The sequence below is a fragment of the Bradyrhizobium sp. genome (genome assembly GCF_049586575.1).
GTDB lineage: Bacteria > Pseudomonadota > Alphaproteobacteria > Rhizobiales > Xanthobacteraceae > Bradyrhizobium.
In genome coordinates this window covers 1-13,500 of sequence record NZ_JBAVCF010000216.1, presented here as the reverse complement: position 1 = coordinate 13,500, position 13,500 = coordinate 1, and the positions used below count along the sequence as shown (strand labels likewise).

The following is a 13,500-nucleotide window of genomic DNA, read 5'->3' as shown; positions in this document are numbered from 1 at the left end:
GTCCGAGACGCGGCGTTCGCCCAAAGCCGTGAGAGACGGTTTCTCCACCAGCTGCATCGGGCGAGACGCGTCTATGCCGTTGGCATCCGGCACAACCGGCGCGCGAGCGGCGCTGCGAACATACTCGCTCTCGCCACCGTCGGGTGAGGCGGTCTTTCGCGCGGTTGAAGGCCACGGCGGCATCGATACCGTCGCGCCCGCGACTTCGTCAGTAACGCGGGTCGTACATCTGCCGCTCGATATACGCCATCATGTCGTTCGGCTTCGGCGCTGTCGCCAGGCCGCGTTTATAGGCAACGTCGGCCACCGCAGCGGCGATATGAGCCGAGACCTCACGGATCCGGGGCAGCGCCGGATAAAGGCTACCCTGTTCGATATCGTCATGGGTGACGAGACAGGCCAGCGTGTGGGCGGCGGCCATGAACATCTCATCGGTCACGAGATTCGATCCGCTCGCGATCGCGCCGAGGCCGACGCCGGGGAAGATGTATGAATTGTTGCCCTGGCGCGGCACGAAGGTCTTGTCGTCGAGTTTCACCGGATCGTAAGGGCTGCCGCAGGCGAACAGCGCCCGGCCGCCGGTGTGACGATAGGCTTCTTCGGCCGAACATTCCGCCTTCGAAGTCGGGTTGGAGAGCGCGAACACGATCGGCCGGTGGTTGATCTCGGCCATCGCCTGAAGCACTTCGGGCGAAAAGGCGCCGCCGACAGCGGCGACGCCGATGATCGCGGTGGGCTTGAGGGTGCGGATCGCGGTGAGGAAGTCGTCGACCGGCGCATGATCATGCGCATAGCGCAGCTTGTGCTCGGTCAGGCCTGCGCGGTTCTTCACGACGAGGCCGCGCGAATCCACCAGCCAGTTGCGCTTGATCGCGTCAGTTTCCGAAACGCCCTCGGCGATCATCGCAGAGACGATGAGATCGGCGATGCCGGTCGCCGCCTCGCCGGCGCCAAGGAACAGGATCCGCTGATCAGCGAGTTTGCCGCCGCTGACGCGCAAGGCCGAGAATAGCCCCGCCAGCGCGACCGCTGCCGTTCCCTGGATGTCGTCGTTGAAGACGGGAATGTCTTCCCGGTATTTGTGCAAAAGGCGGAATGCCGAGTGATTGGCAAAGTCCTCGAACTGGATCAGCACGCCGGGGAAGGCGGCTCGGGCCGCGGTAATGAATTCATCCACGAATTCGTCATAGGCGTTGCCGGTCAGCCGCTTCTGCCGCAAGCCGATATAGTAGCGGTCGTTCAGGAGATCCTGGTTGTTGGTGCCGACATCCAGCATGACCGGCAGGCAATGTTCTGGATCGATCCCGGCGCATGCCGAGTAAAGCGAGAGCTTGCCGACCGGGATGCCCATGCCGTGCGCTCCGAGATCGCCTAGCCCCAGGATTCGCTCGCCGTCGGTGACGACGATCAGCTTGGCCGGATAGGGCCAGTTGGCCAGGAGTTCGGCGATCCGCCCTCGATCGGTCGCGCTGATGAACATGCCGCGCGGACGCTGGAAGATCAGGCCATAACGCTGGCAGGCAAGGCCCACCGTCGGGGTGTAGATCAGCGGCTGGATTTCATCGATATTGTCGCAAACGACCCGAAAGAACAGTTCTTCATTGCGGTCGTGCAGCGAGTTGAGCGCGATGTATTTTTCCAGGTCGTTGGGAAGGCTGCGCAGGTTGGTCAGAACGCGTGCGACCTGCTCCTCCATTGAGAGCACATGCGCCGGCAGGAAGCCGCGTAAACCAAGCGCGTCCCGCTCGGCTTCGGTGAAAGCCGTTCCCTTGTTGAGTAACGGGTCGCGCAACAGCGCCAGGCCGCGCGGCGAATCCGAGATACGCGAATTTGGAGTCGCCCGAGCTGACGCGATCATGTCGTTTCCTCTCTTTTCTTTTTAGCTTCTTGTCTTTTTTACTGTTGGCTTTCGCCCATACCGAAGAGGAGACCAGAATGGCCCACCGTGCAACCGTGTTGCATTGACCAGAATTTACCGCTGAAAGCAACACTGGCCATCGGCCCGCGCCGGGTCACAAGAAGATGATGCCGGTCAGATATTGCTGCCATGTCAGATCTGCCATGACGGCAGATGTTGCATCCGAACCGAATTGACTCCCAGTGAAACGATCCTATGACTTGGGTCATAATCTGCACCGCAAAACGTGATCGATTTTTGTTCATTGCAGCGCGAGATAAAACAACCGAAAAGCTCATCCATGCGTATCATCACCGTCGCTGCCGCTCAAATGGGCCCCATTCAGCGCGCGGAAAGCCGTCAAACCGTCATCCCGCGCATGATCGCCCTGATGGACGAAGCCAAGGCGCGCGGGGCGGATCTGATTGTCTATCCGGAGCTGGCGCTCACCACGTTTTTCCCGCGATGGTACATGGAGGACCAGGCCGAGGTCGATGCCTGGTTCGAGCGCGAGATACCGAACGCAGCGGCGATGCCGCTGTTTGCCCGCGCCGCCGGACATCACTTCAATACCTGCATCCTCACCGACAAGTCAGGGAAAATCGTCGGCAAGTATCGCAAGACACATTTGCCGGGTCATTCCGAATTCGATCCCGAGCGCGCCTTTCAGCACCTGGAGAAGCGCTATTTCGAGCCCGGCGACACCGGCTTTCCGGTGTGGCGCACGATGGGCGGCATCTTCGGCATGGCGATCTGCAACGACCGGCGCTGGCCCGAGACCTATCGCGTGATGGGGCTGCAAGGGGTGGAGATGGTCGTGCTCGGCTACAACACGCCTTCGGTCAATCCGCAGAACAGCGAGGAGGGGCCTTCGAGGCGGCTCTTCCACAATCGTCTGTCCGTCCAGTCGGGCGCGTATCAGAACGCGACCTGGGTAGTTGCGGTCGCCAAGGCCGGCGTCGAGGACGGCTTTCCGCTGATCGGCGGCAGCCTCATTGTCGACCCCGATGGCGAGATTGTCGCGGAAGCCAGGACCGAGGGCGATGAGCTGTTGGTCCACCCATGCGATCTCGATGCGACCGCCTTCGGCAAACAGACGATCTTTGACTTCGCCAGCCATCGCCGCGTCGAGCACTACGGTCTCATCACCAGCCGGGTCGGTGCCATTCCGCCGCCGGAAGAGTAAGAAGATGACTTTCGCGCTCGATCATGTCGTGATCAACACCCTGTTCGACATGGACCGCGCCGCCGCGCTGATGTCCCAGCTCGGCTTCACCTTGACGCCGCGCGGCTACCATTCGCTCGGCTCGATCAATCATCTCGTCATGTTCGAACATGATTATCTGGAACTGATCGGGTTGCCGACGGGAACCGACGTCGTGCGCAAAGACGTCCTGGAAAGTCCGCGCGGATTGAATGGGCTGGTGTTTCGGGCCAAGGACATCGACGCAAGCCAAAGCGCATTGCGCGGCGGCGGTCTCGCCATGCTCGAGCCGCAGAGTTTTTCACGGCCGGTCACGATCGATGGCGTCGAACACCTTGCGCGCTTTCGCACGGTTCGCACCGCGCCGGAATTGTTTGAGGCAGGCCGCGTCTATTACTGCAAGCACTACACACCGGAGCTGGTCTGGCATCGTCCGTGGATGTCGCATCCCAATGGCGTTCGGGCGTTGAGTGAACTGGTGATTGTGACTTCGAACATCGAAGTCGACGCGCCGCGCTATGCCAAGGCGGCTCAATCGCCGGCGGAAAGACAGGGAGACGGCTGGACCATCGCGTTGCCCGGTGGCTTTCGCCTCAGCTTGATTTCATCCGAGCGTTATCGTGAGCGTTATGGCGAACGATGTGTCGAGGCCAACGGCCGTCACGGCTTCTTCGGCGCTGTCGTATTCGATACGCCGGATCTTGCCCGCATCCGTGATCTCGCTTCCTCCATTCCGGATCTGCGTGTTGGCATAGAACAGACTTCGCTGGCGGTGCTGATTCCGTTCCTCGATACGCTGCTCGAATTTCGCGCGCAGCGCTAACCGGTATCACGGTGCCGCAACCGTTCTGCGGCCATGCGGTGCATCGCCTTGCGGTCGAGCTTGTTGGTCGAAGCCAAGGGAAGGCTGCCGACGAACCAGATCGATCGCGGATGCTGGTAAGCCGGCGCGTTCGCCAGCGCGAAGGCCTTTAGCCTGGCTTCGTCGAGATCGCTGCCCTCGCGCTTGACCACGAACGCCACCGGTTTGGTGCCCTTGATGTCATCGTCAACCGGCACGACGCAGGCCTGGATCACGTCCGGATGGCTCTCCAGCATCTTTTCGACTTCGCCCGGGAAAATATTTTCACCGCCGCTGACGAACATATCGTCGGTCCGGCCGACAAAAAAATGGAAGCCGTTTTCGTCGCGGCGAAACACGTCGCTGGTGAAATAGAAGCCGTCCGCGGTAATGGGCGAGGGCACATCCCGACGATTATGGTAGCCGTTCATGATCGCCGGGCTTTTCATCTCCAGCACGCCGGGATCGGAAGGTGCGCCGTTTTCTCCGATCAATCGCACCTGCACTTTCGGGTGCGGATAGCCGACCGACATTTCCGGTTGAGGTAGGCCCCTCGGGTGAGGTCCGAAAACGACGGGGCCGCCTTCGGTGGTGCCATAGGCGTTCGTCACGGCCGCTTTCGGAAGCGCGTCGTGGATCGCTTTCATCAGGCTTTGGCTGACCGGCGCCGATCCCATTCGCAAGTATTCCACGCTGGAAAGATCGGTCGCCGCGAATCTCTCTTTGTCGTTCAGCATCATGGCGATCATCGGAGGAACTGCGGTGAGCCACGTGCAGCGATAGTCCTCGATGGCCTTGAGATAGAGTTGCGTCGTGAACTGCGGGAGCAAAATCACAGTTGCGTGGGCCGCATGCGCCAACTGGCTTATGGCGAGCGCGTTCATGTGATAGAGGGGCGCGGCGACCAGAAAGCGGTGGCGCGTCATGTCCTGCGCGGCCATGCGCTGCTCGACCACCCAGATATGACTCTGGTGCGAGAGCACGACGCCCTTGGGCCGTCCCGTCGAGCCTGACGTGTAGAGGAACATCGCCGGCTCGCGATCAGATGGTGTGGTCGGTTCAAGCGGGCCGGGTTTGAGAAAGCTCGCGAAGTCTGCCTCGCCGCTGCCACTGTCGAAGCAGATGCGCGGCAAGTCCTTTGGCGCGCTGTCAAGGCGCTGAGCATCGCAAAAAACGAGATTGGCGCCAGAGTCGTGAACAATGTAGTCGATCGTCGCCGGCGGGAATTTGAAATTGACCGGCACGGCAACGAAGCCGGCGCGCATGATTCCGTGGACGGTCGTGAGATATTCGAAACGATTGGCCGAGAGGACGGCGACCCGTTCTCCGCGCGCAAGACCGCGCGCCGTAAGCCCTCGCGCGACCGCATTAGCCTGCTCTTCGAAATCACGGTAGCTGAAACGGCGCACCTCGCCCGTGCCCAGATCGATGATTGCGACCTTGTCGGGATCGCCGTCCTTTGACGTCAGGGCTCCCAGATTCGAAAACGAAGGGATACCGGGCACGACTAGTGGTCCGATTCTAGCATTTGCGTCCCTTCGCAGCGGCCACTCGTGTCCCTGTCAGGCTGGCGGCGCAGTCAGGTAAGTGCCGCGGCCGCTCGCGAGCAGGCGGCCTTCCTTGTCGAAGACTTTTGCTTCGGCAACCGAGAACTGCTTCCCGAAATTCACGACCTCACCACGGATTGTCAGCACGCCAGGCATCGCCGCTCGATGATAATCGACGCGCAGATCGATGGTCGGAACGCCGCGGCCGGTCTTCGACACCATCGCCCAATCGGCGGTGAGGTCTACAAGCGCAGCCAGAATGCCGCCGTGGGTGTAGCCACGATCGGGATTGACCACCCACTCCTCGCGCCAGGTTGCGGTCAGCTCGATCGTACCTTCGCCAACCGCCATCACCTTCAGGCCAAGCCATTGATGGTAGGGGCCGCGGGATAGCAGCTTCTGGACGTCCTCGACGCTGGGAATTTCACTCATCTTACAAAAACCTTTTATCCTGGTTCATCGCACGTCAGCGTCTCAAGGCACAACCACCACTTTGCCGATGACCTCGCGATCCTGGATCAGGCGCAAGCCCTCCGCGGCCTTTTCCAGCGGCAGCACCGCGTCGATCACGGGGGCGATCTTCTTCTCCGCGATCATTTTCATCAGATCCGTCAGGTTGTCCTCATAGAAGCTGTTGGAGCCGATCACTTTCAGCTCGAAGCTCCAGATATATCGCAGGTCTTCCTTCGGATCGTGTCCGGCGGTCGCGCCGCAAACCAGAAGGCTGCCGCCACGCTTGAGGCAGCGCAGCGACGGCACCCAGGTGTCGCCGCCGGTGAAATTGATCACGACATCGACGCCGCCGTCATAGGTGCGGCGTTGCGGCTTGCCGTATTTCTCGATCGCCCATTTCGAGAAATCCACTTCCTTGTAGTTGATCGCCTCGTCGGCGCCCATCGCCTTGAGCTTGTCCATCTTCTCCGCGCTGCTCGCGCAGGCGATGACTTCGGCGCCCAGGAGTTTGCTGAGGATGACGCAGCCGGTGCCGACGCCGCCGCTGGCGCCGAGGATCAGAACGCGATCGCCCTTTTTGATCGTGTTATGGGTGATCAGCATGCGGTGCGCAGTGCCGTAGGCGACCGGCAGAGAGGCCGCTTCCTCGAAGCTGACGCCATCCGGCATGGCGATCAACTGGTCGGCTTCGACGAGGCAATACTCCGCCATGCCGCCGTCGAGCATCTCGCCCATCAGGCCCTTTTTCTTGTTGAGCGGGTTGACGAGCACGCGGCTGCCGACCTTCCAGCCAGAGACGCCTTCGCCGATCTCGACGATTTCGCCGGCCATGTCGAGGCCGATCACCACCGGCAGCGGCACCTTGATGCCGGGCATGCCTTTCACTGTGAAGACGTCGTGGTAATTGAACGACGAAGCCCGCACGCGGATCACGACGCTTCCGGCTCTTGCCTTCGGTTTCGGATGGTCCGTCACCAGCTTCAGATTTTCCAATCCGCCGTGCTCGCGCAGAAGCAGCGCCTTCATCGTCTCTGACATTTCGTTATCCCGTTTAATACGATCCCGGCGCGCGCGTCAGGCGCAGGACTTTCAGATTTCGCCGGCAGTTTGCTGAGGGACGCCGCAATATCAAGCCGAATTCCTCGCAACCCACCCATTCGGGGAAGGATTTCGCATTTCGATGGGTCGAAGCGCAATAGCTTTCCACGGGATGAAGGAGTTCAGCATGCATCCTGGATCGCAGCTTCGACGATCGTGCCGATCGCCGAAGAAAGCTGGACACCCCGGCCCTTGGCAAAGTGCGCGACGACGCTTTTCAGAACGGTCTGGAGCTGTTCCGGCGTCACCGTCCCTTGCGCTGGCGCCCTGAGCGGCAGGCATTCAGTCAGTAGCTGATTTTCAAGTCTCTCAGCTGCCAATTCCAGTGCCTTGACTTGCGAGCGGAACGGTTCGGTGGCGTTGTTTGGCGCAGGCTGCGGTCCCGTCTTCAATCCCGAACGGATGGCGCGTAGGGGACGCACGATCTGTTCACGCCAAGGGCGGCAGGCCTCGTCCAATACCCGGATATCTTCTGCCGTCAATAAAAGGCGATGTTTGATCGCGGCGAAGGTCGCTATCAGTAAGATCATCACGTCGACGCCCGCCTCGTTCTGCAACGTGAGGCAGGCTTCCGCAACGCCGGGCTTGGCGTAGATGGCCAGCGCGAATGCCCAGCTATCCGCCTCAAGCTCGGACCGCGCTGACGCCATTAGTTGTCATTCTTGATCGAGTTCAATCCGCCCCAGCGGCTGACGGCGGTGTTCTCGATGTCAAAGAGGTCGAGCACCCGTCCCAGCGTGTGGTCGACCATCTGCTCGAGGCTCGCCGGTCGCGCATAGAATGCCGGCACGGGTGGGTAGACGATCGCCCCCATTTCGGTCGCCGCCGTCATCGAGCGCAAATGGCCGAGGTGGAGCGGGGCTTCGCGAACCAGCAGAACCAGCCGCCGCCGTTCCTTGAGGGCGACGTCAGCGGCGCGCGTGACCAGGGAGGAAGTCGCGCCCGAAGTGATCTCGGCGAGGCTTCGCATCGAGCATGGCGCAATCACCATGCCCATCGTCTTGAACGATCCACTGGCGATCGAGGCGCCGATATTGTCGACGGGATGAACGAGGCTCGCCAGTGCCGAAACCTCGGCGAGGCCAACGTCCAGCTCCTGAGTTAAGGTAATCTTGGCCGACCGGCTCATCACGAGATGGGTTTCGACGCCGGTATTTTGCAACAGCCGCAGCAAGCGGACGCCGTAGATCGCTCCGGAAGCGCCGGTGATGCCGACGATCAAGCGCCGCGGATGTGAGTTCATCGAAAACAGCACCAATTAGAACAAAGTGAGCGCTACTCCGGTCGTGGATAGCACAGACTACAGGCTGCGTTAAGTTAACGGGAAATTGGGCCCCTTTCGGAGGCTGCCGCCTTGCGCTAGCCTCAAGCCATGAGACTTCCACGTCGTCGTTTTTTGCATCTCGCTGCCGGTATTGCGGCGCTGCCGGCCTTCCCGGATTTGGCAAGGGCGCAATCCTATCCGGCCCGGACCGTTCGGGTGATCGTGCCCTATTCGCCCGGTGGCCCGACCGACGTCTGCGCGCGGCTGATCGCGCAAAAACTGTCCGATCGGTTGGGCAAGCAGTTCTATGTCGAGGATATCGTCGGGGCCGGCGGCAATATAGGCACTGGACAAGCGGCAAGAGCGGCGCCGGACGGCTACACGATCCTCGTCACGGTGAACAGTTACGTCATCAATCCGACCCTGTATGACAAGGTTTCCTACGACCCGCTCAGGGATTTTGAAGCGGTGACAGAGGTGGCCATCTTCCAGTCGGCGATGTTCGTCCATCCGTCTCTGCCGGCACGTTCCGTTGCCGAGCTGGTGGCGCTCATCAAAGCCAACCCGAACAAGTACAGCTTTGCCTCGCCGGGATTCGGAACGCCATCGCACCTCCTTGGCGAACAATTTCGCGTCGCGGCCAACGTCGATCTCGTGCACGTTCCCTATGGCGGGAGTGGCAGCGCCGTTACAGCAGCGGTGGGAGGCTACCCATCGATCGGCTTCGCGGCCTTATCGGCGGCACTCCCGTTCATCCAGGACGGCAAATTGCGCGCGCTGGCGGTGATGAGCCAACACAGGTCGCAGGCGCTTCCTGACCTGCCTACCATCGCCGAAGCCGGATATCCGGAACTCGACGGCGACGCCTGGGTCGGCGTTCTGATTCCGGCCGGCACGCCGAAAGACGTGACCGCGCGGCTTTATCGGGAGATCGCTGAAATCATCGATGATCCCGATACGAAGGAGCGGCTGGCGGCGCTCGGCCTTGAGCCTATCGGCAATAGTCCCGAGCAATTTTCCGCTCAGTTGAAGGTCGAGATGGAGAAGTGGACCAAAATCATTCGAGCCGCGAAAATCAAGGTCGAGTAGCGCGCGATAAAGATCGCTCCGCGCCGCTCGGCCTCGTATCGGCTAAACCGCCTTGGCTGGTTCGGCAGCAGGCCCGTCGATTTGCGGGACTGGAATCCCAGGGTCGATCGGCTGCAAGTCGCGGCGCATGTACTGGTTGGAATTGCCATTGAACAGCGTGCCGACCACGCCGCGATCGAGATCGCTGGTGCCGAACAGCGCGTCGCAGATCGGAAAGGTAAGGTTGAAATTGCGCGTCTGCATGAAGCCGAGCACGTGATGGATGGTGTGCATGCGGCGGACCGTGTTGATGAGCGGGATATAATTCAAATAGGGATGGCGGGCGTCGTCGAGATGCGAGAGCGTGTGCAGGCCTTCGTACATCAGGTAATAGGCGGCCATCGTAAACACCGCGATGTAGGCGGCATTCGCGGAAATCGCCAGTCCGAGCAGGAGAGCCGGTGGAAGCGCTGCCAGTACAAAGCCGAGCGGTGCGAAGGGAGGGAACAACAACGCCCGCCATTCCCGGTGACCATGGTAGGTAAGGTCGTGATGGGTGAAGAACTGGTGATGCACGGTGCAGTGGCGCTTGTAGATCATCTCCAGCCCCTTGACCGGGCGGTGCAGGATGTAGCGGTGCGCGGCCCATTCGATCCAGTTGCCGAACAATGCGATCGGAATCACCAGAAGCCATAGCCAACCGGCGTCATGGATCCGGTTCCAGCAGAACCACATCGCAGCGCCGGTGACGAGCAGCGTGAAGGCGAGATGCATGGCGCCGTGATACCATGGCGGTGTTTCGGCAATGAATCTGTCGCGGAATTGACGCTGGCGTTCTTGTTCGCGGCGGTCCCGGCTCTCGTTCTGGAATACCACGTCCATGTCGTTCTCCCTCCTTGTGTCCCGTCGGTGGGACGGCCGCTCAATGGCGATTGCTGGAGAGCATATTCCGGTCAAGGGCTGGTTGGGCTTCGCTGCGCCGCGGAGGATTTATCATTCTGGATGATTTTTTGCGTGCCGACACATACCGGTCACCAGCAATCCGGGCTATCTTCAAGCCCGTGGACTGCCAGACGAACAGGCTTTGCGAGAGAAGCGCGGCTGGTTCGGAGAACCGAAAATCATGACCAAGGCCTTGAGCATTCTCCGTGGCCGTTTCGGACGCGTCGCCCTCCTCGACATGGACACCTCGCTGGTGGACCATGCGCACCCGCATTTTCATCTCATTTTCAAGGCGAGCGGTCCCGATCAGAATTTCGTCATCGAAGGCGAGCGGGTACCTTTGAGCAACGAAATGCTGGTCGCCGTCAATTCGTGGCAGCAGCATGCCTACGTGCATCGGCGGGACGCGGACCGTACCCTGTTTCTCGCGCTGTATGTCGAGCCCGGCTGGTTGGTGCAGGCGGACCGGGCCTTCTCGGGTTGCGCCGCATCGGGGTTTTTTCCGCGTGCCGGCATCCCGATCACAAGAGAGATCGAGCGCCTTCGAACCGATCTGGTTCAGCGCATGGCCGATCCCTTCGATGCCCACGACGACCTGCCTGAGCAGATATTGAAGCTTTGCCTGACCGTTTCGCACGGCTTTTCAGCGTGGCGCGAGCAAGGAGCAGGCGCGGCAGGCAATAACGGCGCCAGGGATTATCGCGTCAGCCGCGCGCTGCGGCATATGCGAGAGCACGCGGCCGAAGCGGTCGATCTCGACGATGTCGCACGCGCCGCGGGACTTTCCCGTCCGCACTTCAATCACCTGTTCCGCCATTGCACCGGCGTGAGCCCGCGGCTGTACGCCAACGCGCTTCGCGTTGAATCGGCGGTTGGCCGCCTGCGGTTGCAGCGGGACGAGATCGGTGGCATTTCCGAAGACCTCGGGTTCAGCGCGCAGAGCAATTTCACCCGATTCTTTCAGCAGCACACCGGGACCTCGCCGAACCAGTATCGGCGAGTCATGGCAGATCTCGGCTGACCGGCACGACGGAGCAGACCATGGAAGCAAGGCGTTCCAACACGGATACGGCCGGTGGAACCGCGCATCCCGATTTGCGCGACTGGTTGCGTCAGCTTTTAGCCGGAGGCCGTCTGGCGGTCGCGCAAAAAGGTATTTCGCTGACCGACGAATTGGCGGCGGTCGCCAAGAGACTGGAAAATGAGCGCGCGGTGCTGTTTCCGGAACCCGATCGGCACGCCATCCCCGTGGTCGCCAATCTCTTTGTCGACCGCAGCTGGATTGCAGATGCGCTGAGAGTTCCCGCTGCCAAGTTGCTTTCGAGTTTCCAGAACGCCGTACGTCATCCGCTGCCATGGGTCGAGGTCGCAGCCGCGCCGGCGCAGGAGGTCGTTCACCAGAAGGTCGATCTGCTCAAGCAATTGCCGATCCCCAAACACAATGAACTTGACAGCGGGCCTTACATCACGGCGGCGCTCCTGATCGCACGAAATCCGAAAACGGGAATCCAGAACGTCTCGATCCACCGCTGTCAGGTGAGCGGGCCCGATCGCATCGGCGTGTTGCTGTTGCCCCGGCATACGCTGCATTACTTCCGGATGGCAGAGGAGGCAGGCGAAGGGTTGGAGATCGCGCTTGTGATCGGCGTGCATCCGGCCTGCATTCTCGCCTCGCAGGCGATCGCGGCGCTCGACAGTGACGAAATGGAAATCGCAGGCGCATTGCTTGGCCGCCCGGTCGAGATGGTCAAGTGCCGTAGCAACCGTGTGCGTGTGCCCGCGCATGCGGAGATTGTGATCGAAGGCCGGATTCTGCCGAAGGTACGCGAGCCCGAAGGTCCGTTCGGTGAATTCCCGCAATATTATGGGCCGCGCGCCGATCGCGAGGTGATCCAGGTCGATGCGATCACCCATCGCAAGGACGCGATTTTTCACACCATCGTCGGCGGCGGCGTCGAGCACCTGTTGCTCGGCGGTATTCCGCGCGAAGCCACGCTACTCGATTATCTGCAACGAAGCTTTCCGTCGGTGCACGACGTGCGTCTCACCCGCGGCGGTACCTGCCGCTACCACCTCGCCGTCAAGATCGACAAGAAGAGCCAGGGTGAGCCGAAGAACATTATCATGGGCGCGTTCGGCGGCCATTACGACATCAAGCAGGTCGTGGTGGTCGATATGGACGTGAATATCGATGACCAGACCGAAATTGAATGGGCGATTGCTACCCGCTTCCAGGCCGATCGTGACGTGGTCATCGTCTCGGGCGCACAGGGCTCGAAGCTCGATCCGTCTTCCGACAACGGCATCAGCGCCAAGATGGGGATCGACGCGACCAAGCCGCTTGCAACCGATCCGATGGAATTCAAACGCATTCACGTTAAGGGTGTCGAGAAGGTCGATCTCGACAAGGCATTGCAGAAAGATCCGAAAGCCGCCTTTGCGCGGATCGTCTCGGGTTGACGTCGCTCGCAGACAACCGTCAAATAACGAGCGTATGACGGCGCGCGAGGCGCGCTGATCGGGAACATTTTCGATGTCGACGGCGCTACGGATTGCGCATGGAGCCTTCGGGCGGGTCGCATTGCTCGACATGGACGAGTCGCTGGTGCGGCATGCCCATCCGCATTGCCATGTGCTGTTAAAGGTCGAAGGCGCGGACACTCAGTTCGTCGTCGGCGACGCCGTCTATCCGCTGACCAATGATACCGCCGTTCTGGTGAACGGCTGGCAGCCGCATTCCTATGTCCACTATCCGGAGCGGCCGCGCACCGTCATCCTCGCACTTTATATCGAGCCGGAGTGGCTGACGGCCTTCCGGCCGGGCTGGGCGGCCAGCGGCGCGCCCGGTTTCTTCGGTCACCCCTCCGGCGATGTCTCGCCGCATATCCGCAACCTCGCCATGAACCTGGCCGCAGATATGGTGGCCCGCCCCGAGGCCCGGGCGGCCCACGAAGCGCTGCTGTCGGATTTGATGATCGCGGTGATCGAGCGCTTTACGCCGTGGCGAAGCTTTCCGGCCTCGATCCGCGAAATGAGCGCACGCGGCGGAGACTGGCGTATCCGCAAGGCTGCGGCCTCCATGCGGTCTGAAGCCGGACGTGATGCCGCCCTCGATTCTTTCGCCAGGGACGCAGGGCTCTCGCGCTCGCACTTCTTCCGTCTGTTCGAGGCTTCGGTAGGCGTGCC

14 protein-coding genes are annotated in these 13,500 nt (G+C 61.2%); 6 read left to right on the top strand and 8 right to left on the bottom strand.

Translation table 11 applies throughout. From position 1 onward, the window contains the following. The coding region (locus WB528_RS08360) for a hypothetical protein (RefSeq protein WP_423887952.1) at positions 1–183 on the bottom strand (183 nt) is incomplete at its 3' end. A gap of 25 nt (positions 184–208) precedes the next feature. Further along, entirely contained in the window at positions 209–1,858 is a 1,650-nt protein-coding gene (locus WB528_RS08355; protein ID WP_423887951.1) for an NAD-dependent malic enzyme, read from the bottom strand. A 340-nt stretch (positions 1,859–2,198) separates the two neighbouring features. Here WB528_RS08355 and WB528_RS08350 point away from each other — a divergent pair, with 340 nt between their 5' ends. Together WB528_RS08350 and WB528_RS08345 are read left to right on the top strand one after the other, a co-directional pair. Continuing rightward, on the top strand, positions 2,199–3,083 hold the full coding sequence (locus WB528_RS08350; protein WP_423887950.1) for an N-carbamoyl-D-amino-acid hydrolase: 885 nt from the start codon (positions 2,199–2,201) through the stop codon (positions 3,081–3,083). A gap of 4 nt (positions 3,084–3,087) precedes the next feature. Next, on the top strand, positions 3,088–3,924 hold the full coding sequence (locus tag WB528_RS08345) for a VOC family protein (RefSeq protein WP_423887949.1): 837 nt from the start codon (positions 3,088–3,090) through the stop codon (positions 3,922–3,924). Here the strand turns inward: WB528_RS08345 and WB528_RS08340 are convergent. From WB528_RS08340 to WB528_RS08320, 5 genes are all read right to left on the bottom strand, one after another. Then, positions 3,921–5,447: a class I adenylate-forming enzyme family protein gene (locus tag WB528_RS08340; RefSeq protein WP_423887948.1), complete on the bottom strand. Its 1,527-nt coding sequence runs from the start codon at positions 5,445–5,447 to the stop codon at positions 3,921–3,923. The two genes, WB528_RS08345 and WB528_RS08340, sit on opposite strands and share 4 nt — an antisense overlap. Before the next feature lie 57 nt (positions 5,448–5,504). After that, a complete protein-coding gene (locus tag WB528_RS08335) occupies positions 5,505–5,921 on the bottom strand; it encodes a PaaI family thioesterase (RefSeq protein ID WP_423887947.1) in 417 nt (138 codons plus the stop codon). Between the two features lie 42 nt (positions 5,922–5,963). Next, the gene (locus WB528_RS08330) at positions 5,964–6,980 is read right to left on the bottom strand and encodes a zinc-binding dehydrogenase (RefSeq protein ID WP_423887946.1); all 1,017 of its coding nucleotides are present in this window, start codon (positions 6,978–6,980) and stop codon (positions 5,964–5,966) included. 182 nt (positions 6,981–7,162) lie between these two features. Beyond that, positions 7,163–7,690, bottom strand: coding sequence for a TIGR02444 family protein (locus tag WB528_RS08325; RefSeq protein ID WP_423887945.1), 528 nt, complete (start codon positions 7,688–7,690; stop codon positions 7,163–7,165). Further along, the gene (locus WB528_RS08320) at positions 7,690–8,283 is read right to left on the bottom strand and encodes a UbiX family flavin prenyltransferase (RefSeq protein WP_423887944.1); all 594 of its coding nucleotides are present in this window, start codon (positions 8,281–8,283) and stop codon (positions 7,690–7,692) included. Before WB528_RS08320 ends, WB528_RS08325 begins: the two co-directional genes overlap by 1 nt. 129 nt (positions 8,284–8,412) lie before the next feature. Here WB528_RS08320 and WB528_RS08315 point away from each other — a divergent pair, with 129 nt between their 5' ends. Continuing rightward, entirely contained in the window at positions 8,413–9,393 is a 981-nt protein-coding gene (locus WB528_RS08315; RefSeq protein WP_423887943.1) for a Bug family tripartite tricarboxylate transporter substrate binding protein, read from the top strand. A gap of 42 nt (positions 9,394–9,435) precedes the next feature. Here the strand turns inward: WB528_RS08315 and WB528_RS08310 are convergent, their stop codons facing one another. Then, complete coding sequence (locus WB528_RS08310) at positions 9,436–10,254, bottom strand: sterol desaturase family protein (RefSeq protein WP_423887941.1); 819 nt, start codon at positions 10,252–10,254, stop codon at positions 9,436–9,438. Positions 10,255–10,495: 241 nt separating this feature from the next. Between WB528_RS08310 and WB528_RS08305 the strand changes: the two genes are divergently transcribed. The 3 genes from WB528_RS08305 to WB528_RS08295 all read left to right on the top strand — a co-directional run. Beyond that, a complete protein-coding gene (locus WB528_RS08305) occupies positions 10,496–11,335 on the top strand; it encodes a helix-turn-helix domain-containing protein (protein WP_423887940.1) in 840 nt (279 codons plus the stop codon). Between the two features lie 20 nt (positions 11,336–11,355). Further along, complete coding sequence (locus tag WB528_RS08300) at positions 11,356–12,774, top strand: UbiD family decarboxylase (protein WP_423887939.1); 1,419 nt, start codon at positions 11,356–11,358, stop codon at positions 12,772–12,774. Between the two features lie 73 nt (positions 12,775–12,847). Continuing rightward, on the top strand, positions 12,848–13,500 hold a 653-nt coding region (locus WB528_RS08295; RefSeq protein ID WP_423887938.1), incomplete at its 3' end, for an AraC family ligand binding domain-containing protein.